25 protein-coding genes are annotated in these 21333 nt (G+C 33.9%); 11 read left to right on the forward strand and 14 right to left on the reverse strand.

Translation table 11 applies throughout. The annotated features are described in order from the left end of the window. Positions 1-55 precede the first annotated feature (55 nt). The 7 genes from atpA to ABD745_RS20535 all read right to left on the reverse strand — a co-directional run bounded on the left by atpA (position 56) and on the right by ABD745_RS20535 (position 5113). Positions 56-1633, reverse strand: coding sequence for a F0F1 ATP synthase subunit alpha (gene atpA / locus ABD745_RS20505; protein ID WP_344834607.1), 1578 nt, complete (start codon positions 1631-1633; stop codon positions 56-58). A gap of 33 nt (positions 1634-1666) precedes the next feature. Then, positions 1667-2200: a hypothetical protein gene (locus ABD745_RS20510; RefSeq protein WP_344834609.1), complete on the reverse strand. Its 534-nt coding sequence runs from the start codon at positions 2198-2200 to the stop codon at positions 1667-1669. Between the two features lie 12 nt (positions 2201-2212). Continuing rightward, the gene (atpH, locus tag ABD745_RS20515; protein WP_344834613.1) at positions 2213-2752 is read right to left on the reverse strand and encodes an ATP synthase F1 subunit delta; all 540 of its coding nucleotides are present in this window, start codon (positions 2750-2752) and stop codon (positions 2213-2215) included. 2 nt (positions 2753-2754) lie between these two features. Beyond that, positions 2755-3252 carry a F0F1 ATP synthase subunit B gene (locus tag ABD745_RS20520; RefSeq protein ID WP_344834616.1) on the reverse strand — a complete coding sequence of 166 codons (498 nt, stop codon included), beginning with the start codon at positions 3250-3252 and terminating at the stop codon, positions 2755-2757. 87 nt (positions 3253-3339) lie between these two features. Further along, complete coding sequence (gene atpE / locus ABD745_RS20525; RefSeq protein WP_002979108.1) at positions 3340-3534, reverse strand: ATP synthase F0 subunit C; 195 nt, start codon at positions 3532-3534, stop codon at positions 3340-3342. Positions 3535-3584: 50 nt separating this feature from the next. Further along, on the reverse strand, positions 3585-4682 hold the full coding sequence (atpB, locus tag ABD745_RS20530) for a F0F1 ATP synthase subunit A (protein WP_344834620.1): 1098 nt from the start codon (positions 4680-4682) through the stop codon (positions 3585-3587). 53 nt (positions 4683-4735) lie between these two features. Next, positions 4736-5113, reverse strand: a complete 378-nt coding sequence (locus tag ABD745_RS20535; RefSeq protein ID WP_344834622.1) for a hypothetical protein — start codon at positions 5111-5113, stop codon at positions 4736-4738. Between the two features lie 197 nt (positions 5114-5310). On the opposite strand from ABD745_RS20535, the gene ffh reads away from it, so the two are divergent. Both ffh and ABD745_RS20545 read left to right on the forward strand, forming a co-directional pair. Further along, complete coding sequence (gene ffh / locus ABD745_RS20540) at positions 5311-6672, forward strand: signal recognition particle protein (RefSeq protein WP_344834625.1); 1362 nt, start codon at positions 5311-5313, stop codon at positions 6670-6672. Positions 6673-6707: 35 nt separating this feature from the next. Further along, complete coding sequence (locus ABD745_RS20545) at positions 6708-6986, forward strand: TM2 domain-containing protein (protein WP_344834628.1); 279 nt, start codon at positions 6708-6710, stop codon at positions 6984-6986. A gap of 83 nt (positions 6987-7069) precedes the next feature. Here the strand turns inward: ABD745_RS20545 and ABD745_RS20550 are convergent, their stop codons facing one another. The 5 genes from ABD745_RS20550 to ABD745_RS20570 all read right to left on the reverse strand — a co-directional run bounded on the left by ABD745_RS20550 (position 7070) and on the right by ABD745_RS20570 (position 11062). Continuing rightward, on the reverse strand, positions 7070-7714 hold the full coding sequence (locus ABD745_RS20550) for an OmpW family outer membrane protein (protein WP_344834631.1): 645 nt from the start codon (positions 7712-7714) through the stop codon (positions 7070-7072). A gap of 82 nt (positions 7715-7796) precedes the next feature. Continuing rightward, positions 7797-8453 carry an outer membrane protein gene (locus ABD745_RS20555; protein WP_344834633.1) on the reverse strand — a complete coding sequence of 219 codons (657 nt, stop codon included), beginning with the start codon at positions 8451-8453 and terminating at the stop codon, positions 7797-7799. Positions 8454-8664: 211 nt separating this feature from the next. Next, positions 8665-9174: a hypothetical protein gene (locus ABD745_RS20560; RefSeq protein ID WP_344834635.1), complete on the reverse strand. Its 510-nt coding sequence runs from the start codon at positions 9172-9174 to the stop codon at positions 8665-8667. Positions 9175-9293: 119 nt separating this feature from the next. Then, positions 9294-9962: a porin family protein gene (locus ABD745_RS20565; protein WP_344834638.1), complete on the reverse strand. Its 669-nt coding sequence runs from the start codon at positions 9960-9962 to the stop codon at positions 9294-9296. A 140-nt stretch (positions 9963-10102) separates the two neighbouring features. Beyond that, the gene (locus ABD745_RS20570) at positions 10103-11062 is read right to left on the reverse strand and encodes a PhoH family protein (RefSeq protein WP_047401856.1); all 960 of its coding nucleotides are present in this window, start codon (positions 11060-11062) and stop codon (positions 10103-10105) included. 134 nt (positions 11063-11196) lie between these two features. Between ABD745_RS20570 and ABD745_RS20575 the strand changes: the two genes are divergently transcribed. The 4 genes from ABD745_RS20575 (at position 11197) to ABD745_RS20590 (ending at position 15576) form a co-directional block, all read left to right on the forward strand. Beyond that, the gene (locus ABD745_RS20575) at positions 11197-12024 is read left to right on the forward strand and encodes an SAM hydrolase/SAM-dependent halogenase family protein (RefSeq protein ID WP_344834644.1); all 828 of its coding nucleotides are present in this window, start codon (positions 11197-11199) and stop codon (positions 12022-12024) included. A 63-nt stretch (positions 12025-12087) separates the two neighbouring features. Next, a complete protein-coding gene (locus ABD745_RS20580) occupies positions 12088-13401 on the forward strand; it encodes a dihydrolipoamide acetyltransferase family protein (protein ID WP_344834647.1) in 1314 nt (437 codons plus the stop codon). Positions 13402-13553: 152 nt separating this feature from the next. Continuing rightward, a complete protein-coding gene (locus tag ABD745_RS20585) occupies positions 13554-14174 on the forward strand; it encodes a hypothetical protein (RefSeq protein ID WP_344834650.1) in 621 nt (206 codons plus the stop codon). Between the two features lie 43 nt (positions 14175-14217). Beyond that, positions 14218-15576, forward strand: coding sequence for a chloride channel protein (locus ABD745_RS20590; protein ID WP_344834653.1), 1359 nt, complete (start codon positions 14218-14220; stop codon positions 15574-15576). A gap of 11 nt (positions 15577-15587) precedes the next feature. Here the strand turns inward: ABD745_RS20590 and ABD745_RS20595 are convergent, their stop codons facing one another. Next, the gene (locus ABD745_RS20595; protein WP_344834656.1) at positions 15588-16187 is read right to left on the reverse strand and encodes a hypothetical protein; all 600 of its coding nucleotides are present in this window, start codon (positions 16185-16187) and stop codon (positions 15588-15590) included. Positions 16188-16327: 140 nt separating this feature from the next. Between ABD745_RS20595 and rpsF the strand changes: the two genes are divergently transcribed. The 3 genes from rpsF (at position 16328) to rplI (ending at position 17688) form a co-directional block, all read left to right on the forward strand. Then, positions 16328-16669, forward strand: a complete 342-nt coding sequence (rpsF, locus tag ABD745_RS20600) for a 30S ribosomal protein S6 (protein ID WP_047401851.1) — start codon at positions 16328-16330, stop codon at positions 16667-16669. A 30-nt stretch (positions 16670-16699) separates the two neighbouring features. After that, positions 16700-17002 carry a 30S ribosomal protein S18 gene (gene rpsR / locus ABD745_RS20605; RefSeq protein WP_027385529.1) on the forward strand — a complete coding sequence of 101 codons (303 nt, stop codon included), beginning with the start codon at positions 16700-16702 and terminating at the stop codon, positions 17000-17002. Positions 17003-17169: 167 nt separating this feature from the next. Continuing rightward, the gene (gene rplI, locus ABD745_RS20610) at positions 17170-17688 is read left to right on the forward strand and encodes a 50S ribosomal protein L9 (protein WP_344834662.1); all 519 of its coding nucleotides are present in this window, start codon (positions 17170-17172) and stop codon (positions 17686-17688) included. A gap of 176 nt (positions 17689-17864) precedes the next feature. On the opposite strand, the gene ABD745_RS20615 is transcribed toward rplI, so the two are convergent. Further along, positions 17865-18668 carry a helix-turn-helix domain-containing protein gene (locus ABD745_RS20615; RefSeq protein ID WP_344834664.1) on the reverse strand — a complete coding sequence of 268 codons (804 nt, stop codon included), beginning with the start codon at positions 18666-18668 and terminating at the stop codon, positions 17865-17867. 137 nt (positions 18669-18805) lie between these two features. Between ABD745_RS20615 and ABD745_RS20620 the strand changes: the two genes are divergently transcribed. Together ABD745_RS20620 and ABD745_RS20625 are read left to right on the forward strand one after the other, a co-directional pair. Beyond that, positions 18806-20143, forward strand: a complete 1338-nt coding sequence (locus tag ABD745_RS20620) for a TolC family protein (protein ID WP_344834666.1) — start codon at positions 18806-18808, stop codon at positions 20141-20143. 5 nt (positions 20144-20148) lie between these two features. Further along, positions 20149-21195, forward strand: a complete 1047-nt coding sequence (locus ABD745_RS20625; protein ID WP_344834668.1) for an HlyD family secretion protein — start codon at positions 20149-20151, stop codon at positions 21193-21195. The last annotated feature ends 138 nt before the right edge of the window (positions 21196-21333 follow it).

Here is a 21333-nt window from a genome sequence, read left to right on the forward strand (position 1 = left end):
GTTGCTAGTTTTAGAAAATTCTGTCAACTATCAACCAAAAACCATCAACTAATTTTTAGTTATATTTTGCAGCTAAATCGTTAGCAGCCTGCTTAAGAACACCAGTGATAGAATCATCGATTTTCCCAGCCTTAATTGCAGCCATAGTTTCAGGGTGCTTAGATCTTAAGAACTCGATATACTCGATTTGGAATTCTTTTACTTTTCTGATAGGAACGTTTCTTAGTAAGTTCTCGGTTCCAGCGTAGATCATTGCCACTTGGCTGTCTACAGGAAGTGGAGAGTTTACCGGCTGCTTAAGAATCTCAACGTTTCTTTCACCTTTAGAGATAACCGCTAAAGTTGAAGCATCAAGGTCTGAACCGAATTTAGCAAACGCTTCTAATTCTTTATATTGAGCCTGGTCTAATTTAAGAGTACCAGAAACCTTTTTCATTGATTTGATCTGAGCGTTACCTCCTACTCTCGATACAGAGATACCCACGTTGATCGCCGGACGAACCCCTGAGTTGAATAGATCAGACTCCAAGAAGATCTGTCCGTCAGTAATAGAGATTACGTTAGTCGGAATATACGCAGAAACGTCACCCGCCTGAGTTTCAATAATAGGAAGTGCAGTTAATGAACCACCACCTTTCACGATTGGTCTTAAAGACTCAGGTAAATCGTTCATTTGGCTTGCGATATTGTCATCAGCGATAACTTTCGCAGCTCTTTCCAATAATCTTGAGTGAAGATAGAAAACGTCTCCAGGATAAGCCTCACGTCCCGGTGGTCTTCTCAATAGTAGAGAAAGCTCACGGTAAGCAACCGCTTGTTTAGATAAATCATCATAAACGATCAATGCCGGTCTACCAGAGTCTCTGAAGAACTCACCGATAGATGCACCTGCCATTGCAGAATAAACCTGCATTGGAACTGGATCTGATGCGTTAGCAGCAACGATTACAGTATATGCTAAAGCTCCTTTATCAGAAAGAGTTTTAACAATTTGTGCTACAGTAGAAGCTTTCTGACCGATAGCAACATATATACAATATACAGGGTTTCCTGCATCAAAAAATTCTCTTTGGTTGATAATGGTATCAATCGCAACAGTAGTTTTACCTGTTTGTCTGTCACCAATGATAAGCTCTCTTTGTCCTCTTCCTACAGGGATCATAGAGTCGATTGCAACGATACCTGTTTGTAAAGGTTCAGTTACAGGCTGTCTGTAGATAACCCCAGGAGCTTTTCTTTCCAATGGCATTTCGTATAAATCCCCAGTAATAGGACCTTTACCATCGATAGGGTTACCAAGAGTATCAACTACTCTGCCTAACATTCCTTCTCCTACTTTGATAGAAGAAATTCTGTTTGTTCTTCTTACTGTGTCTCCTTCTTTTACTAATTTACTTTCACCAAGTAGAGCAACACCTACGTTGTCTTCTTCAAGGTTTAGTACAATACCTTCTACATCACTAGAAAATTTCACCAACTCTCCGTATTGTACGTTTTCTAACCCGTATACACGAGCAATACCATCACCGATGGTTAAAACTGTACCTACTTCCTCAACGTTTGATTGAGTATCGAAGTTGGCCAATTGCTGTTTTAAGATCGCAGATACTTCTGCCGGATTTATTTCTGCCATTGTATGGTTGTTTTTTCTTTTTTAAAATAATTTTTATCTTCCAATACTAATATTTACACCGTTTCTTGGTCTCGAATCTTGGATGATAACTGTATTTGTTCCATTGGAGTTTTGTAATTCGTCTCTCTTTTTTGAGAATTCAAATCCCATCTTTTTTGAAAGTAATTGTAGTTTATCCATATTTACACTTCCGTCTTCATTTATTACTTTAGCATTATAAATAGTTTTTACAAAACCTTCAGTATATCTGCACATGAAACAGAAATTAAAAGCATACTCGAAATAAGTAGTATTAAGATCTGGTGAATATACTTCAAAATAGTGAACTTTACCTTGCGGATTATCTCTATCAATAAATTTTGAATCTAAATAATGATTTAGTTTAAGATAAAATAGATCATCACCTTTAAGAGAAGAAATTACATAATTATCATCTGAAGTTGCATCTTTCTTTACAATTACAAAATCTTTTCCATCTACGATAGCTAAATCTTTTTTATATTTCACCTTTTGTCCAAAAGTAAAACAAGAAGCTATCAGTAAAAAACCAAATAAAACTTTTTTCATCCTTGTGTGTTATTAGTTTAATTGAAAATCTTTTTTAATACTGTTAAGTTTAGATTTTACAGAAGCGTCTATCTGTTGGTCTCCAACTCTTAGAATGTATCCACCTAAAATTTCAGGTTTTACATTCACTTTTAGATCAAAGTTTGAGTTTGCATTAACCAAGTTGGTAGATCTTAAAATCTGATCAAGATTTTCCTTTGAAAGCTGAGTCGCTGTCGTAAGAGTAATCCTCTGTACTCCATTGATATCTTCAACTTTGTTGATAAATTCCTGAGCGATATTTTTTAACTGATTTTCACGACCGTGTTTGATAACCAAAGTAATCAAATTTTGAGACGACTGTGATAAACCTTTAAAAATCTGGCTTGCTACTTCTACCTTCTTTTTAGAATCGATGTACGGTGTAAGGAAAAATTTGTTTAAATCCTGAGATTCTCCCATAATCTTTACTACATCTTTCATTTCAGAAAATACAGTAGCCGTTTGCCCTGATTCATTAGTAAAATCAAGTAAACCTTGTGCGTATCTTTTAGCTACTTTAGATGTAAGCATTATTAGTTAAGGTTTGATTTATTTAAATAATTTTGAACTAATTCGTTTTGAGCTTCGCTATTATCAAGCTTTTGCTGCAAGATAGATTCTGCAATATTTACAGACAAAGCACCAATTTGAGTTTTAATATCTGCCATTGCAGCATTTTTCTCAGCATTGATAGTTTGTTTAGCAGCTTCGATCAATTTATCTCCTTCAGATTTAGCAGCATCTTTAGCTTCACCTACGATTCTATCTTTAATTTCTCTAGCTTCTTTAAGGATAGCATCTCTTTCAATTTTTGCTTCACGAATGATTCTTTCGTTATCCTCTTTTAAAGTTTCCATCTCTTTTCTAGCCAATGTAGCCTGATTAAGAGCGTCAACAATAGAAGTTTCTCTATCATTAATAGATTTTAAAATAGGTTTCCAAGCAAATTTACCTAGCAAAAATAACAGAGCTAGAAAAATAACAGACTGAATAATAAATAATCCTGATGAAAACTGATGAATTAATTCCATTATATTAATGTATAAATAATTATTACTTTTTTTCTTAAATAACCACTATCTGTAACCAACCGTTACGGATAGTGGTTTTAGTTTTAATTAGTTTACTGCGAATAAAGCAGCAAACGCAACACCTTCTACAAGGGCAGCAGCGATAAGCATAGCTGTTTGGATTTTTCCAGATTGTTCAGGTTGTCTAGCGATAGCTTCAAGAGCAGCAGCTCCGATTTTACCAAGACCGATACCTACACCTAGTACTACGATACCAGCACCTACAATTTTAGGGATTTCCATAATATATAATTTTAAAAATTTGTTTCTTTTTAATATTTTAAATCTAATGATTAGTGAGCAGCATGGTGTTCGTGCTCATGCTCCTGTACAGCCATTCCGATGAACAATGCTGATAACATTGTAAAGATATAAGCCTGTAAGAATGCTACCAATACTTCCAATAAATAGATTACCAATGTTAAGAATGGGAATGCAACTCCTGCTGCAAAATTCTTAAATACATAAATTAATCCGATCAAACTCATTACTACGATATGTCCTGCAGTCATGTTTGCAAAAAGACGGATCATCAATGCGAAAGGCTTGGTAATAGTTCCTAATAATTCGATTGGCAACATGATCAATTTCATTGGCACAGGTACTCCCGGCATCCAGAAGATGTGTTTCCAATAATCTTTATTTGCAGAAAATGTAGTAATTAGATAAGTAAGGATAGCCAAGAAGAATGTCATTGTAATATTACCTGTAACATTAATTCCGAAAGGCATTAATCCTAATACGTTTAAAAATAAGATGAAGAAAAATACTGTTAATAAATAACCGATAAATCTTTTATATTTATGTCCGATATTCGGGATAGCGATCTCATCTCTTACGAAAATTACAAGAGGCTCTAAAAATTTAGTAGCACCTGTAGGAACCTGAGATTTTTTGTAAGATTTAGCCATTCCCGTAAACAATATCAACATGAAGATCGAAACTAAGATAAGAATAAGTACACTCTTCGTAATTGATAAGTCTAACACTTTTTCTGAAGTTACGTGACCTTCTTTATCAAATGCTAAAGTTCCAGCAGCGTCAGTCTTATAGATTTTCTCGTGGTGTAATTTATAGAAAGATCCGTCAACTTCAGTTGTTTCACCATGCATGAACCCTTCTTTGTTACTCATGAAAGAGCGAAAACCGTTATCATAAAAAATAACCGGAAGAGGGAAACCGATGTGGTGACCTTCTTTGTCAACCATTAATGTAAAATCGTGAGCATCCAACAAGTGATGATCTATGAACTCTTTGTTTTCTTTACTTACTTTGTCTTTCTCTGAAAGCTCTGTAGCTGGAACCGCCTCAGCAGTAGCCTCACCGTGCTGTGCAGACACTAAGTTTAATACAAAAATACTGTAGAATAAAACTGCGAATTTCTTAAACATTGATAGGTTTTTTTCGTTGTGCAAAAATATAATTTTTTTTCTAGTTTCAATAATTAATTTTCCTGTTTTTTGTCATGATTAATCAGCTTAATTGCATAGTATGTAAGCAGTGTTGTCAGGACAAAATATGGTATTATAAAGTGAAACTTATAGTTAGGAATCGCTTCAAAGTTTAATTTCTTTCTAATTAAATACATCAAACCGAATTTTAAAAGGATCAAGCCAATTACAGACAGACCTAAAAATTCCGGCACTACTTTATTAATTAATATAATAAGAGTGATCATCATCATAAACATGACGCTTAAGAATAAATAAAATTTCACGATTACAATTTCATCCAAATGAAAAACAAATTTCCACAAAGAAAAATGAATCAGAAATGTTAAAAAGAATACTATTGTAACCAGAATATTTGGATTAACCTTCATTACTAAATTTATTTTTACCTAACATCTATTAGGCTTATTTTAATTTATCGCAAAAATAGACTTTTTCTATCGTATTTTTATATGATTTGATTTTTATCATCTCAAAGAATTTATACCTTATATATAATATTACGTGTTGAAGTCTTTAATTATACCAAAAAATCACTATTTTTGCAGACCTATAATTTACAATACATATGTTTAATAGTTTACAGGATAAATTAGACAAAGCGCTTCATAATATTTCCGGAAGAGGAAAAATCACGGAAATCAATGTTGCGGAAACCGTAAAAGAGATTCGTAGAGCATTGGTAGATGCCGATGTTAATTATAAAGTTGCAAAAGATCTTACGAAAAGAGTTCAGGATAAGGCATTGGGAAAAAACGTTCTTACTTCGCTTACTCCGGGACAGTTGATGACGAAAATTGTTCATGATGAATTAGTAGATCTAATGGGAGGTTCTCAGGAAGGAATTAACCTTTCAGGAAAACCATCTGTAATTCTTATTGCAGGTCTTCAAGGTTCTGGTAAGACTACTTTCTCCGGAAAACTGGCTAATTATTTAAAAACAAAAAGAAATAAAAAACCTCTTTTGGTAGCTTGCGACGTTTATCGTCCTGCTGCGATTGATCAGCTTAAAGTTTTAGGCGGGCAAATCGGGGTTCCTGTTTTCACGGAAGAAGGTTCTACAAATCCTTCTACGATTGCTGAAAATGCGATTGCTTTTGCAAAATCAAACGGTCATGATGTCGTGATCGTGGATACAGCAGGTCGTTTGGCGATTGATGAGCAGATGATGAATGAGATTAAATCGGTTCATTATTTCATTAAACCGGATGAAACACTATTCGTTGTTGACTCAATGACAGGTCAGGATGCTGTAAACACAGCAAAAGCGTTCAATGAAGCTTTAAATTTTGACGGAGTTGTTTTAACAAAATTAGACGGTGACACACGAGGTGGAGCTGCCTTAACGATTCGTTCCGTAGTTGAAAAACCAATCAAATTCATTTCTACAGGTGAGAAAATGGAAGCTTTGGATCTTTTCTACCCTGAAAGGATGGCAGACAGAATCTTGGGAATGGGAGACGTTGTTTCCCTAGTAGAAAGAGCTCAGGAGCAGTTTGACGAAGAAGAAGCAAAAAAACTTCACAAGAAAATCGCTAAAAACGAGTTTGGTTTTGATGATTTCTTAAAACAGATCAACCAAATCAAGAAAATGGGTAACATGAAGGATTTGATGGGGATGATTCCGGGAGTTGGAAAAGCGATCAAAGATGTTGAAATAAGCGATGATGCCTTTAAACATATTGAAGCGATTATTTATTCTATGACTCCGGATGAAAGAAGAAGACCTTCTATTATCAATACTCAAAGAAAAAGCAGAATTGCGAAAGGTGCAGGCAGAAAAGTTGAAGATGTAAACCAACTGATGAAGCAATTCGACCAAATGGGTAAGATGATGAAGATGATGCAAGGCCCACAAGGAAAACAAATGATGCAGATGATGAGCAAAATGCCAAACATGCCTGGAATGGGCGGAATGTTCGGAAAATAATACACACCAAAAAAAACGATTAAAAAAATATTATTATGGAAATTCAAGGAAAACAAGAAAATTACAACAACCAACAACCTTACAAATCAGAGAAAAAGCTTGTTGCAGGTCTTTTAGGTATCTTATTGGGTACATTTGCTATCCACAAATTTTACTTAGGTTATACAAAAACCGGAATCATCCAATTGGTTCTTAGTATTGTAACATGTGGGATTGTTGGAATTGTAGGCTTCATTGAAGGTATTATCTATCTTACAAAATCAGATGAAGAATTTGACAGAACGTATGTTCAAAACCAAAAAGAATGGTTCTAACAAAAAGTTTTTGTTAAATTAAAATATAAAATCCGACTCAAAATTGAGTCGGATTTTTGTTTTTTATGCCTAAATAAAATTAATTATTTATCTCCTTTTTGAGCTTTAGCCTTGATGAAATAAGAGAAACCTACATTTACACCGAAATTACTTGTTGTTGTTTTAACTTCTGTTCCAAAATAAGTGTCCTTGTTATAAAACTGATCAAAACCAACCCCTAAGTTGATCCCTAAAGACTGAGTTGCCATATAAGTAACTCCCGCTTTTGCTTTCCAAGCTAAACCGTCTGTTGTACTATCTCCTTCAAAAAGAATTGGATCCATAATTGAATTTGAAAGACTATACTTTGTTTTGCTTGATGCATAGCCAACACCTGCACCTACGAAAGGAAAAAATTTGCTTCCTGTCTGGAAATAATATGTTGCAGTTGGCATTACAGAGAATGTAGAAACAGTTACCTTATCTCCGTCCTGCTTAGTTGTTCTGCTATCAAATCCTAAATCAATTCCTACAGCCAATCCATCAATTACGAAATAACCTACAGAAGGAGTCACGGAAAAACTGCTGATTTTAGGTCCGTCTTCAGACTGCCCGTTAGCTTTAATTTTAGAACTTGTCGCGTTGAAACCAAGACCTGTATTTCCACTGATTACCCAGTCACCTTTAGTCATTTGAGCATTAGATAATCCAAAAAGTGCGATTGCACCTGCTAATAATAATTTTTTCATAGTTATTTATTTAAATTGTTTTATAAGTAGAAAAAGCCCTAAGTGAACTTAGGACTTTTATAAACATTATATTGTATGTTTATTATTTTGCGAATACATACTTAACTCCGAAAGTTACAGAAGATAAGTTTAAACCAAAGTTGTAGTTGTTTGTAGCATCACCATCTTTTGGTTTGTAGTTGTTATAACCAAACTCCCCTATTGTAGCTTCGATAGACCAGTTTTTGTTTAAGAAATAATCTAAACCTGGTTTTACAGTAACACCAACTTGAGTGTATTTAGCTTCAGAAGAAGTTGAAGATGTAGTAGTTGTAGAACCTGAAGTAGCTACAGTACTGTTTTCAATTTCAGTTTTTCCAAACTGCATTGGCACTGCCAATTGTCCGAAGATAAACAATTTATCAGATAAAGTCCAATATTTTCTCACGAAAGGAGCAACAACGAAAGCTGGTTCCTTAACCTCGTTAGTAGATACGATTGTAGTACCTCCTATTTGCGTTGTAGCAATGTTTGTATCTTTCTGAGTTTGGTATCCGATTCCTAAACCTACTGCTAAGTTTGGAGCTACGAAATATCCAACTGTAGGTAATACGTTGAAGTTTTCTGTTTTATTGTTACCGTTGTTAGTTTCTACTTGAGAATACCCAACAGATCCTGATAAATATGCAGTTCCTTTAGCAATTTGAGCATTCGATAAACCGAAAAGTGCAATAGCACCTGCTAATAATACTTTTTTCATTTTTTAAAAATTTTAATACTTTCTGACTGCAAATTTACAGTGGTGCCTTCTAATATTAAAATTTGTTAACCTGATTAATATCATTGATGATTATTAGCAATTTCCAACAATAAAACGTATTAAATAAGAGTTTTTGACTTATTCACAAATTTTTGAATAAAAAAACTCCAATTCTGCAATCGGAGTTAAGATTATTTGATTTATAAAAATTCTAGTTCAGGAAAAAATTGACACCAAAATTAACAGCACCAAAATTATGTCTGCTGTCATCATGCCAGTAAGGACCATAATCCTTGTACTTGCTGCTGATGCTTTGGAATCCTAAATACAATTCTGCCTTTTTCATTTGATAACCTACTCTTGGCGCAACATATAAACCACTATTGATATAATCTCTGGTTGAAATAGCCGCTCCTAAATCCAATCCTACAAAAAGAGGAATTTTAGCGAATTTATATTTTCCGGAAGCTGCAATAGGCACAAAACCAAAATCATCTACATGATCTTTTCCAAAAAAATGAGAATATCCTGTCGTAACACCGATATCTAATCCCTTAGTAATATTCCACATATAAGCAGCATCTACACCTAATGTAACACTTGCAGCATCAGAAGCATCACCTAGTGGAGCACCAACATGAGCTCCTAATCTAAAACCCTCCTGAGCCTGCACACCAATACCTAAAAGCGCAAAAGCACCCGCTAATAATAGTTTTTTCATTTTAATAAGTTTAAATATTGAAATTAAAAATTTTGTATACGAATAAAAATGTGGTATTATTCAATACAAAAAAGCGACACAAATTTTGTGCCGCTTTACCTTTTATAGTAAAAATAATTTTAGTTACCGCCGAATTTGAACCCTACCCCGATTTGTGCGAAGCTGTTTGTTACTTTTCCTCCACTTCCGTCATTAGAAAGATTAGATACACCTAAACTGTATCTTGCATCAAAGAAAAGTCCGTTTTCCAACATATATTCTACACCTACAAATGGAGCAATGTTTAATTTCTTGATATCATCTTTAATATCTATTTCACCTGAGCCATCTTCTCCTTCCACATCCATGCTAATAAAATCAGAACCAATTACAGTTTTTTGCTTAGCTGTTAAGATAACTCCAAAGTTAGCACCTGCAGCAACCGAAAAACCTTCTGTGATGAAATATTTTGCTGAAATCGGCACCAAAAGAGTTCCCAAATTAACCTTAGTTTGCTCACCCACAAAAACAACTCCTGCATTTACTCCATCAATTTTTTCTTTTGCACCAAGTGGAGAGTATAAAACTTCCGCCTGAAAACCAAAATTATCATTGATCTTGTATTCTGCCATACCTCCTACATAGAAAGTATATTTAGGATCCATATTTCTTTTACCAAGATTATCCTGCTTTTCATCAATTTTAAGTGTTGACATTGCGAAACCTACTTTAGGTCCAAATCGAAATTCCTGAGCCTTTACACTCATTCCCATTACAGCGACCGCTGCAAGAAGTACAATTTTTTTCATGTTTAAATTAGTTTTTTTTAATTAAATTTAGGTCGCAAAAATAGTCTTTTTTTTCAAATATCAAAATTTTAGATTTTTGTATTCATAAAAGCAGAATAATTTTCATTATTCTGCTTTTATGATTAGTCCTTTTGGTTAAATTAATCGTTTCTCTGTCTTTTATCTTCATCATTATAAGCAATGATAATTTTTCTTACAACAGGGTGTCTTACAACATCTTCTTCCGTAAGGTGCACAAACCCGATTTCCTTCACATCACTTAAAATCCTCATTGCCTCCTTCAATCCCGATTGCTGTTTTGGCGGCAAATCTACCTGAGTCGGATCTCCTGTAATGATGAATTTTGCATTCATCCCCATTCTGGTTAAAAACATTTTCATCTGAGAATGGGTTGTATTTTGTGCTTCATCCAAAATTACAAAAGCATCATCCAAAGTTCTACCTCTCATAAAAGCCAAAGGTGCAACCTCGATTATCTTTTTTTCCATAAAACCTTCCAGTTTTTCATGCGGAATCATATCTCGAAGAGCATCATACAAAGGCTGTAAATACGGATCCAGCTTTTCTTTAAGATCTCCCGGCAAAAAGCCCAGACTCTCCCCTGCTTCCACAGCAGGTCTTGTCAAAACAATTCTTTTAACCTGTTTATCTTTTAAAGCTCTGGCTGCCAAAGCAACACTCGTATAAGTTTTCCCCGTTCCCGCAGGTCCGATCGCAAAAACCATATCTTTCTTCTCGCTTTCTTTTACTAATTTTTTAAGATTAGTAGTTTTGGCTTTAATTATTTTACCGTTTACTCCTTTTACAATAATATCCTGATCAAAAACCAGTTGTTTTTCGTTTTCGTCTTTAATATTCAGAATATTTTCAACGTCTTTCAGGTTGATAGAATTGTTTTTGGTAATAAATTTTACAATATCATCAAGCTTCTGCTTAAAAATATCCAGAGCTTCCTGGTTACCCATCGCAAAAATATAGTGATCTCTTCCTGTAATTTTTAGGGTCGGAAAAGTAGATTTTATCAGATTGAAATATTGGTTATTAACTCCATAGAAGATTTTCGCATCGATATCCTCCAAATCATATGTTAATTCAAACATGCAGTATTATTATTAATTTTAGATTTTAAATTTAAAGCTTTTTTTGAAATTTATATCAAATTCTTTTCCATAATATTTCGGGCTTTCTTTTTATTTTAAATAAATTTGCAATTCTATTATCCTATAAACAACCAATGTCAATCATTACCCTTACTTCAGATTTCGGAAATTTGGATTACAGAGTCGCCGCTGTGAAAGGGAGCATTCTTTCTCTGAATCAGAAAGTTAACATTATTGATATTACCCACGATATTCAGGCTTTCAACCTTGTACAGACGTCTTATATCGTAAGAAATGCATATAAATACTTTCCCAAAGGCACAATCCATATTATTTCTGTAGACAGTTTTCATAACAGATCCAGGAAAAATATTTTGTATAAAGCAAACGGACATTACTTTTTGGCGGCCGATAACGGACTTTTAAGTTTAATTTTTTTTGATATTAAGCCTGAAGCCATTTATGAAATCACGTTAAACAACCGATTTGATGATATTGTAAATTTTACTTCTACTGATGTTTTTGTTCCTGCAGCCGTACATTTGGCAAATGGCGGGCTTCCGGAAGTCATCGGACGAAAAATTGATACCGCCAAACAGCTTTTATTCCCAAAACCGGTTTATAATGAGTCTGAAAAGATGATTATCGGTGAGGTAAATTACATTGATAATTTCGGAAATATAATATCAAATATCAGTAAAGACTTTTTTGAAAGTACAGGCAACGGATACGAAAATTTTACTATAAAATTCAGAAATTTAAGTCTTTCAAGAGTCTTTTCAAGCCATACAGAAGTGGTATCGGATTGGGAAAGAGAGACAGAATACCATGGGCAGTCTGCAGCAATTTTCAATGACAGTCAGCTTTTGGAGTTAACCATCTACAAAGGGAGCAAAAAAAACGGTGCAAAATCTTTGTTCGGACTGAATGTTGGAGAAAATATTTACATCGAATTTTTCTAAAATTTAATATTTCATAAAAAAATCGTTTTTTTTTATATATTTGTCAAAATCTAAAAAATAAAAATGGCAGAGTACAAATTATTGCTTCCTTCCATGGGAGAAGGTGTTATGGAAGCGACAATTATCACTTGGTTGTTCAACGAAGGTGATAGTGTGAAAGAAGATGATTCCGTAGTAGAAATTGCAACAGACAAGGTAGATTCAGACGTTCCGACACCAGTTTCGGGGAAAATCGTAAAGATTCTGAAACAAAAAGACGAAGTTGCAAAAGTGGGTGAAGCTATTGCTATTTTAGAAATTGAAGGAGAAGGAGAAAATACCGCTTCAGAAGAAGTAAAAGCTGAAACTTCGGCTGCAACTCCTGATCCCGACACTTTAAAAACGATTGAACAGCCTCTGCAAGTAGCTGCTTCAACAGAATTTTCGGGAGATCTTTACTTATCTCCACTTGTAAAATCAATTGCACAACAAGAAAATATTTCTGAAACTGAACTTAAATCTATCCAGGGAAGCGGTTTAGAAGGAAGAATTACTAAAGAAGATATTTTAGCTTACGTTAAAAACAGAGGAAGTCAGCCAGTTCAGCAAGCTGCACCTGTACAACAAGTAGCTTCTGCTCCACAACCGGTTGCAACTTCAGCTCCGGCTTCTACAATTACTGTGGCAGCAGGTGACGAGATCATTCCTATGGACAGAATGAGAAAGATCATTGCTGAAAACATGGTAAAAGCAAAACAAATTGCTCCACACGTGACTTCTTTCATCGAAACAGACGTTACCAACGTTGTAAAATGGAGAAATAAGAACAAAGATATGTTCGAAAAACGTGAAGGTGAGAAATTGACTTTCATGCCGATTTTCGTAAAAGCGATTGTGAAAGCGATTCAGGATTTCCCAATGATTAATGTTTCTTTAAATGGGGATAACATTATCAAAAAGAAAAATATCAACATCGGTATGGCAACTGCTTTACCAGACGGAAACCTTATTGTTCCGGTTATTAAAAATGCGGATCAGTTATCACTTTCAGGATTGGCAAAAGCGATCAATGATTTAGCTTACAGAGCAAGAAACAAAAAATTAAGACCTGAAGATACTCAAGGCGCAACATACACAATTTCTAACGTAGGAAGCTTCGGGAATCTTATGGGAACACCGATTATCCCTCAACCTCAGGTTGCAATCATGGCAATCGGAGCTATTGTTAAAAAGCCTGCAGTTCTTGAAACTAAAGATGGTGACGTAATTGCAATCCGTCAGTTGATGTTTATGTCTCACTCTTACGATCACAGAGTTGTAGATGGTTCTTTAGGTGGAATGATGCTGAAACATGTTCATGATTACCTTCAAAACTGGGATCTGAACACAGAAATATAATTATAAATGATGGAAGATAAGTTATAAGTGATTTCAAATGTCTTGTTGAGCTTGTCGAAACATCTTTAAAATATAAACCTTCGAATTTTTTCGGAGGTTTTTGTTTAGGTTTAAGTTAATTTCCTTTATTTTTAAAAACTTATATAACACAGATGAATTTTAATTCAAAAGAAATAAACTACGTTAAGCTGTTTACTTTTTCAGAAGAACAGAAAAAACAAGTTTTCAAAGTTTATGACAGACTTTGCAAAATATATAATGTTTCAGTTATTGACATTAAAGATTCTCCCTTGTTTCTATTCAAACCACTTGTAGAAAATCAGAATTTCGTTCCTCAAATTTGCTATTTAATTAAAAGTGAAAATAATTCATTTTATCTTTACATTATCATCAGAATCGTACATTACAAAGGAAAATATAGTGATAAAACAGAAGAATTTTTAGAAGTTTGGGGAATAAAAAAATTGGATGAAGATTTTGGGGATATTTTAATTAGAAAAGAAAATTTTTCCAATAAAATCACTGAGCTTTTTAAAACTTTCGACATTGATTTTAATGATGACCCACAATTTAGCAAAACTTTCTATGTTTTAGGGGAAAATGAAGCACAGGCCAGAATATTTTTAAGCCAATCAAGAAGACGACTTCTAAAATCATTTCCTGATAAAGATTTTCAGCTTGAAGTCAAAAATAATATTTTAAGTTTTGGTTTACCTAAAAAACTATCAATACCTCGCGTACTAGAGATTTCTAAATTTTTAAAAGATATTTAATGCTTAATTTTTCATTTTAATAAAAATCAGATTAAATTTGAGTATGCTGAAAATTTTCACCCTTCTTCGAAGAAGTCTCAAAAAATCTTTCGACAATATCCGAAACGAACAACTGAAGAACAACCTTCTTCAGGCAATTCCTTTTTGGATTGGATCGGTGATTACAGGCTTTGTGGCGGTGATGTATGCAAAAATATTCGCGTGGGGTGAAAATTTGTTACATATCATTCTTGATTGGCATTTATGGACGATTTTCATTATTGCCCCAATCGGTTTTGTTTTGTCTTGGTGGCTGGTAAAAGAATTTGCTCCCAATGCAAAAGGAAGCGGAATTCCACAAGTAATGGCCGCTGTAGAACTTGCCAATCCGAAAGAGCATACAAAAATAAGAAGTTTATTAAGTTTAAAAATTATCGTCTTTAAAATTATTTCATCTGTAATTTTAGTGATTGGAGGTGGTGCAGTAGGTAGAGAAGGTCCTACGATTCAGATTGCAGGTTCGGTTTTCAGAAAAGTGAATGAATATCTTCCTCACTGGTGGCCAAAAATTTCAAAGAAAAACATGATTATGACGGGCGCCGCAGCAGGACTTGCAGCAGCTTTCAACACTCCTCTCGGTGGAATTGTATTTGCTGTTGAAGAACTTTCAAAAACGCATATCAATTATTTTAAAACTGCTTTATTTACGGCGGTTATTATTGCTGGTTTAACGGCTCAGACTTTGGCTGGATCATATTTATATCTAGGTTATCCGAAAACGAATGACGTTTCTTTAATGGTAATGTTTCCGATAATTCTTGTTGCAGGAGTTTCCGGAATTTTGGCAAGCCAGCTTTCCGTAACCATGTTGAAAATGAACGACTGGAAAAAGAGAAAATTAAAAACCGACAGAGCTAATGTAGCTTTCCTGATAATCTGTGCTTTAATCATCGCTTCTATTGCCTTCTTTATTAACAGAGAAATTCTCGGTTCCGGAAAAGAAATCATGGAACGGGTACTTTTCACCTCCGAAAAACATGAAGAATGGTATGTCCCGATTTTAAGAATGCTGGGTCCTGCCCTATCTTTCACTTCCGGTGGCGCAGGAGGAATCTTTGCACCTGCGTTGACAGCTGGAGCAAGTATAGGCTCTGTGATTTCGGGATTTATTCATTTAACCCCGAATGAAACTAACGTTGTAATTCTTGCCGGAATGGTAGCTTTTTTAACGGGAATTACAAGAGCTCCCTTTACATCTGCCATTATTGTCTTGGAGATGACAGACAGACATTCGTTAATTTTTCATCTAATGTTAGCGGGAATGGTTTCTTCTATTGCTTCGATTTTAGTAAGCAGGCATTCTTTATATGATTTGATCAAAGTAAATTTTCTGAATGAAATTCGATCAGAGAAAAAGGAATAATTTTTAATAAATCAATCTTTTTTAAGCATGATTTGTAAATCTTTCATTGCTTCCAATAATTCTACGGCAGCTTCATAATCAGTAAATTTAATTACAAGTTTATCAAGCTCAGAGTTAGATTTTTTGATTTTATACGTCACAATATTCAGATAAAAAACATTATTTTTTCGTGCTGAAATATTATGAAATTTCACAACTTTGCTTAAATCCCATATCCCGCCCTCATCTACAACACGACCTTTTTTGTTGATGGAATTTATTTTAATCTTGTCACCTTCAAATTCAGCTTGAAGCCTTTGATTATCATTCTCCCTGTCGATTCCAAACTCATTTATTTTATTGATAATGAAACTTTTAGCATCATCAACATTAGAGTACTTTCCAAAAACTTCAGCTTTACCATTGTTATATGTTATCTGAAAAATCTCAGATTTATTTAAAGAATGTGTAGGACCATCAGGATTATCCATTTCTTTATAAATAATATTTGAAGATCCGATTTCAATGATTTTTGCATCAAACTGTTCTCCGTTTTTCTTGGAAATCTTGTCCTGACAAAAGCAAAAAGTGCCAATAAATAATAATGGTAGAATATAACTTTTGTTGTTCATGGTATTAAATTAAGTTTTTAGTTTTGAAATTGAAAAAACGAAAATACAAAAATCCACAATTATTCAAATGAAAAGTTGTATATTTTATAAAATTACTGTACTTTTGCACCTCGAAATAATTAACAAATTCATTTAACATTATGAACAATTACGAAACTGTTTTCATTTTAACTCCCGTTCTATCTGACGCACAGGTGGAGGAAGCAGTGAAAAAATTTGAAGATCTTATCAAAGAAAAGAACTGCGAAATCGTTGCTAAAGAAAACTGGGGATTGAAAAAATTAGCTTATCCAATTCAATTGAAAAAGAATGGATTCTATACTTTAATCGAGTTTAAAGGTGAAGGAAGTGTAGTTGCTGATCTAGAATTAGCATTCAAACGTGACGAGAGAGTAATCCGTTACCTGACTACAAAACTAGACAAGCACGCTATTGAGTACGCTATCACTAGAAGAACTAAAGTAAAAACAGCTAAGGCTTAATATTAACCCAATTTTAAAAAAGACAAAGACATGGCAATAGATGATATGGCTAAACAAGCCTCAGCTGGAGGAGAATCTGAAGTAAAATTCCTTACTCCACTTGATATCAATACAAAATCTGAAAAGAAATATTGTAGATTTAAAAAATTCGGAATCAAGCACGTTGATTACAAAGATGCTGATTTCTTATTACAGTTCGTAAACGAGCAAGGTAAAATCTTACCAAGAAGATATACTGGAACTTCTTTAAAATACCAAAGAAAAGTTTCTGCTGCTATCAAAAGAGCAAGACACCTTTCTTTACTACCTTACGTAGCTGACTTATTGAAATAAGACAAAATAAATAAAAGAAGAGAGCAATCTCTTCTTTTGTTGCTGAATAAATAATTTTAATTCTAACTTAATTTAGATTCATAGATCTCAGATTAAAGATTTCAGACTTAATGTCTAATATCTAATGTCTAATATCTACATCTAAATCCTAAAAAAGGACAACAACAATGGACATTATCCTAAAAAAAGACGTAGAAAACTTAGGTCTTGAATTTGACACTGTAAGTGTAAAGCCTGGTTATGCTAGAAACTTTTTACTTCCTCAAGGTATCGCTCTTTTAGCTACACCTAAAAATAAAGCAGCTCTTGAAGCTACTTTGGAAGCTAGAAAAGAAGAAGAAGCTAAATTAATCGCTACAGCAAACGGTGTAGTAGATCAATTGAAGAAAACTTCTATCACTATTCCTGCAAAAGTAGGTTCTGGTGACAAATTATTCGGATCTATCAACAATGCAGATCTTTCTGCTGCTCTTGCTAAAGCTGGAGTTTCTGTTGACAAGAAATATATCAAAATTCCTGGGAACACTATTAAGAGAACAGGTAAAGTAACTGCAAACATCAGATTACACAGAAATGTTGAGTACAACTTCGAATTCGACATCGTATCTGACGCACCGGTAGAAGCTCCTAAACCAGCTGCTCCTAAAGCAAAAGTAGTAGAAGAAACTCCTTCTGAAGAAGCTTAATATTGAAGAGATTTTTCTCAAAATATAAAAAAACCACTTCGTTTGAAGTGGTTTTTTTATGTCATTGCGCAGAGCGAAGCGACGAAGCAATCTTTTTAAATTAAAGCATATTTTACAAAGTGAATGAAATTATAAAAGATTTAGTTTAAAACTCTTAAACACTCCAACTCTCCTACTTAAACACTTCCTTTTAACTTCTGCTGATATTCAGTCGGCGGTATACCAATCACCTTTTTGAATATATTACTGAATGATGAAAGACTGTTATATCCCACCATCATTGCAATTTCATACATATTATACTTTCCTTCAATCATTAATTCTAAAGAACGGGTAATTCGCAAAGCCCGCAGGAAACGAACGTAATTCATGCCTAAAATCTCTTTAAATTTCCTTGACAAAGTTCTTGTACTCATTCCGAATTCTTTCGCCGTAGATTCGATGCTTAAAGGTTTTTCCAGATTAGCGTGAATGTACTGAGCAACCTTTAATAAAGTTTCATCATTAGGAAAAGGATGCTGAACAGGAAATGCCAAATTCTTATCTCTTTTTTCAGGCAGAATTCCTTTTAACGCTTTAAGAAAATAATATTTAGAATCATCATTTTTTGTGATTTTTCCATCCCAGTCTTTTGTATATAAAATCATTTCTCTGAGTAAATGACTGACAGAATAGATATCAATTTCATCAAAAAAGCCATTTTCATTTTCCTCTTTTTTAAAATAAAAATTGTACAAATCTACTTTCGGGCTGGTCGAAAAAATATAATGTGGTATTCCTGCGGGAATCCACATAAAACATCTTGCCGGTAAATACCAGTGCTTCAGATCTGTAAAAACATGCACAATACCGCCCTCTGCATAAACTAATTGTGCAGAGCTGTGATGATGCTTTTCAGTTTTCACATCTCCTTTCAGGACATGATAAATATAAAATTCAGCATCTTTTTCTTCAACTGCTCCAAAATGACTGTTATTCATGAAATAAAAGTAAGAAGAAAATTTCACTTTGGCGTAAATGAGCAAATATTTTTCTGTTTTCACAAATCGTGTCCTATATTTCGCCTCGTAACTTTGCACTATCAAAATCAATTCAGCAAAAAACCTTTAATTAAATTATGAAAATGATATTTAACGCAAAAAAATATCAATGTATTATTTTGTGCTTATTTTTAATAAGCGGTTTGCTACACTCACAAGTGATCGATTATCAACACTTAAGTTTACAGCAGGCTTTGGAAATAGGTCTTAAGAATAACAAAAATATTCAGATCAGTCATCTAAAAAATGAAATGTCGGAGACAAAAGAAAAAGATCTTAAAATGGAAAAGCTTCCGGATATTGAATTTCATACAAGCTACAATCAGGTTACGAATCTTTTTCAGCAGGAAAATGGCGTATTCGGAAAAGCCACAAAATACAATATCATTAACGGCATGTATGATTTCACGCTTTCAGCTTCGATCCCTGTTTATATGGGTGGAAAGATCAAAAACACAGAGAAAAAAGCAGCCATCAATACCGAAATTTCTTCATTGAAAACGCATTTGGATGAAAGACAATTAACCATGGAAATCATCACCGCTTTCCTTCAAATCCATCACTTAAAAGAACAGCAAAGCTTAATTAATGATAAAATGAAGGAAGATTCCGTAAATATCAAACAGGTAAAAGCTTTGAAAGCAAACGGAGTTGTAACCGTAAATGAAGTCTTAAGAACTTCTTTACAGCTTTCCAATCACAAAATGAGCTGGACAGAACTGGATAACGATATTCAGATTGCTGAACATAAACTGAAAACTATTCTTTCACTTCCCGAAAATCAGGAAATACATGTAGATACAGAAGATTTGATTTCAGAAAATGCAGAAATTCCTTATGTAAATGAGTTAACGGAAATCGCTTTGCACAAAAATGAATCCGTTGAAATGACAACCAAAAATCTTTCGTTGAAAGAATTAGACCAAAAAATTATAAAATCGAATTATTTACCAAAAATTACAGCAGGCGGAGAATATTTTTTAAAATATCCGAACATGATGTTTTTCCCGCCCGAACCTTATGCGTATCGACTGGGAATGATTGGGGTAAACCTTACCTATCCTATCGAAAGTCTTTATAAAAATAAGTACAAAATGCAGGAAGCAAAGGAAAATATTAGCCTCGCAAAATTGCAGATTGAGGAAAACGAAGAAAATATAAGACATAATGTTTATGAGGCTTACAAGAAGTTTGAAGAAACCAACCAAAAGGTAAAAATTGCAGAAGAAGCAATTAATCAGGCGAAAGAGAACTACCGTATTGTAAAAACAAAATATTCCAATAAGCTAAGCTTAATCACAGAATTAATCGATGCCGATAATTCTTATCTGGAAGCTCAATCCAATCTTATTTCCGTAAAAATTAACAGACAACTTAAATATTATCAACTCCAATATACGATTGGAAACCTGTAAAAACTATGGCACAGAAGCAATTAACACGAAAGGAGAAAAGAATCAACAAAACAATCACTTTATTAGCCTGGATTCTCATTATCAGCGGAATAACCGGAATGGTAAGCTTTTATCTTTTCTCCAGAAAAAATGTTACGACAAACGATGCGCAAATCGAACAATATATTACCCCTGTTTCAAGCAAAGTTTCAGGTTTCATTAAAACCATTAAGTTTAACGAAAATCAATTTGTCCACAAAGGCGATACTTTGATTGTCATTGATAATCGTGAATTCGTGAATCAGGTGAAAATGGCTGAAGCTAATCTTAATGCCAATTCTGAAAATATTCACACTATCGAAAGTGGCGTAAGCACAAAAGCTAGTGATACAAAAATCATTGATGCCAAAATTGCTTCCGCAAAAATAGACATCTGGAGAACTGAACAGGATTTTAAAAGATATAAAAATTTAGTTTCAGAAGACGCTGCAACCGAACAGCAGTTTGAAAACGTAAAAGCATCATACGAACAGGCAAAAGCCAACCTTCTAGCTTTAGAACAACAAAAAAATGCAGTAAGAGCAAGTGTAAATGAACAGGAAACAAAAGTTGCTCCGGTAAAAAGCCAGATCCAACAAAGTTCTGCCAGCTTGAATAATGCTAAGCTTTTTCTTTCTTACACAGTTGTTACAGCTCCTTATGACGGCTGGGTGGGAAAGAAAACCATTCAGGAAGGTCAGTTGATCAAAGAAGGTCAGGCTTTGGTACAGATCGTGAGCAAAGAAAGATGGATTATCGCCAATTATAAAGAAACTCAACTGGGTCAAATCGATCAAAAACAGGAAGTCATCATCACAGCTGATGCCTATCCTGACGTAGAATTCAAAGGAAAAATAGTTTCTGTTTCTCCAGCTTCCGGTTCGCAGTTTTCCTTAGTAAAACCGGATAATGCGACAGGAAATTTTGTAAAAATCGAACAAAGATTTCCCGTGAAAATTATTCTGGATAATAACCAAAATAATGAAAAATTACTTTCCGGAATGAATGTTCTGGTGAGTGCGAAAAAAATATAGAGTTTGAGTGTAGAAGGGTTTGAGAGTTTTATGCGCTCGTCCGATTTTATGTAAAACATTTAAAATTTCTCAAATCCTTTTTTTCCAAATTTAAAACAACCAATTAAATTATTTTCAGCGAAAAGGCAGAATCGCAAG

Origin of the sequence: Chryseobacterium ginsenosidimutans, assembly GCF_039536845.1 — a bacterium.
Classification (GTDB): domain Bacteria; phylum Bacteroidota; class Bacteroidia; order Flavobacteriales; family Weeksellaceae; genus Chryseobacterium; species Chryseobacterium ginsenosidimutans_B.

What these genes read in the sequence shown, in the direction of transcription:
- atpA (WP_344834607.1), bottom strand. Translation starts at nt 1,633, where the DNA reads ATGGCAGAAATAAATCCGGCAGAAGTATCTGCGATCTTAAAACAGCAA.
- ABD745_RS20510 (WP_344834609.1), bottom strand. Translation starts at nt 2,200, where the DNA reads ATGAAAAAAGTTTTATTTGGTTTTTTACTGATAGCTTCTTGTTTTACT.
- atpH (WP_344834613.1), bottom strand. Translation starts at nt 2,752, where the DNA reads ATGCTTACATCTAAAGTAGCTAAAAGATACGCACAAGGTTTACTTGAT.
- ABD745_RS20520 (WP_344834616.1), bottom strand. Translation starts at nt 3,252, where the DNA reads ATGGAATTAATTCATCAGTTTTCATCAGGATTATTTATTATTCAGTCT.
- atpE (WP_002979108.1), bottom strand. Translation starts at nt 3,534, where the DNA reads ATGGAAATCCCTAAAATTGTAGGTGCTGGTATCGTAGTACTAGGTGTA.
- atpB (WP_344834620.1), bottom strand. Translation starts at nt 4,682, where the DNA reads ATGTTTAAGAAATTCGCAGTTTTATTCTACAGTATTTTTGTATTAAAC.
- ABD745_RS20535 (WP_344834622.1), bottom strand. Translation starts at nt 5,113, where the DNA reads ATGAAGGTTAATCCAAATATTCTGGTTACAATAGTATTCTTTTTAACA.
- ffh (WP_344834625.1), top strand. Translation starts at nt 5,311, where the DNA reads ATGTTTAATAGTTTACAGGATAAATTAGACAAAGCGCTTCATAATATT.
- ABD745_RS20545 (WP_344834628.1), top strand. Translation starts at nt 6,708, where the DNA reads ATGGAAATTCAAGGAAAACAAGAAAATTACAACAACCAACAACCTTAC.
- ABD745_RS20550 (WP_344834631.1), bottom strand. Translation starts at nt 7,714, where the DNA reads ATGAAAAAATTATTATTAGCAGGTGCAATCGCACTTTTTGGATTATCT.
- ABD745_RS20555 (WP_344834633.1), bottom strand. Translation starts at nt 8,453, where the DNA reads ATGAAAAAAGTATTATTAGCAGGTGCTATTGCACTTTTCGGTTTATCG.
- ABD745_RS20560 (WP_344834635.1), bottom strand. Translation starts at nt 9,174, where the DNA reads ATGAAAAAACTATTATTAGCGGGTGCTTTTGCGCTTTTAGGTATTGGT.
- ABD745_RS20565 (WP_344834638.1), bottom strand. Translation starts at nt 9,962, where the DNA reads ATGAAAAAAATTGTACTTCTTGCAGCGGTCGCTGTAATGGGAATGAGT.
- ABD745_RS20570 (WP_047401856.1), bottom strand. Translation starts at nt 11,062, where the DNA reads ATGTTTGAATTAACATATGATTTGGAGGATATCGATGCGAAAATCTTC.
- ABD745_RS20575 (WP_344834644.1), top strand. Translation starts at nt 11,197, where the DNA reads ATGTCAATCATTACCCTTACTTCAGATTTCGGAAATTTGGATTACAGA.
- ABD745_RS20580 (WP_344834647.1), top strand. Translation starts at nt 12,088, where the DNA reads ATGGCAGAGTACAAATTATTGCTTCCTTCCATGGGAGAAGGTGTTATG.
- ABD745_RS20585 (WP_344834650.1), top strand. Translation starts at nt 13,554, where the DNA reads ATGAATTTTAATTCAAAAGAAATAAACTACGTTAAGCTGTTTACTTTT.
- ABD745_RS20590 (WP_344834653.1), top strand. Translation starts at nt 14,218, where the DNA reads ATGCTGAAAATTTTCACCCTTCTTCGAAGAAGTCTCAAAAAATCTTTC.
- ABD745_RS20595 (WP_344834656.1), bottom strand. Translation starts at nt 16,187, where the DNA reads ATGAACAACAAAAGTTATATTCTACCATTATTATTTATTGGCACTTTT.
- rpsF (WP_047401851.1), top strand. Translation starts at nt 16,328, where the DNA reads ATGAACAATTACGAAACTGTTTTCATTTTAACTCCCGTTCTATCTGAC.
- rpsR (WP_027385529.1), top strand. Translation starts at nt 16,700, where the DNA reads ATGGCAATAGATGATATGGCTAAACAAGCCTCAGCTGGAGGAGAATCT.
- rplI (WP_344834662.1), top strand. Translation starts at nt 17,170, where the DNA reads ATGGACATTATCCTAAAAAAAGACGTAGAAAACTTAGGTCTTGAATTT.
- ABD745_RS20615 (WP_344834664.1), bottom strand. Translation starts at nt 18,668, where the DNA reads ATGAATAACAGTCATTTTGGAGCAGTTGAAGAAAAAGATGCTGAATTT.
- ABD745_RS20620 (WP_344834666.1), top strand. Translation starts at nt 18,806, where the DNA reads ATGAAAATGATATTTAACGCAAAAAAATATCAATGTATTATTTTGTGC.
- ABD745_RS20625 (WP_344834668.1), top strand. Translation starts at nt 20,149, where the DNA reads ATGGCACAGAAGCAATTAACACGAAAGGAGAAAAGAATCAACAAAACA.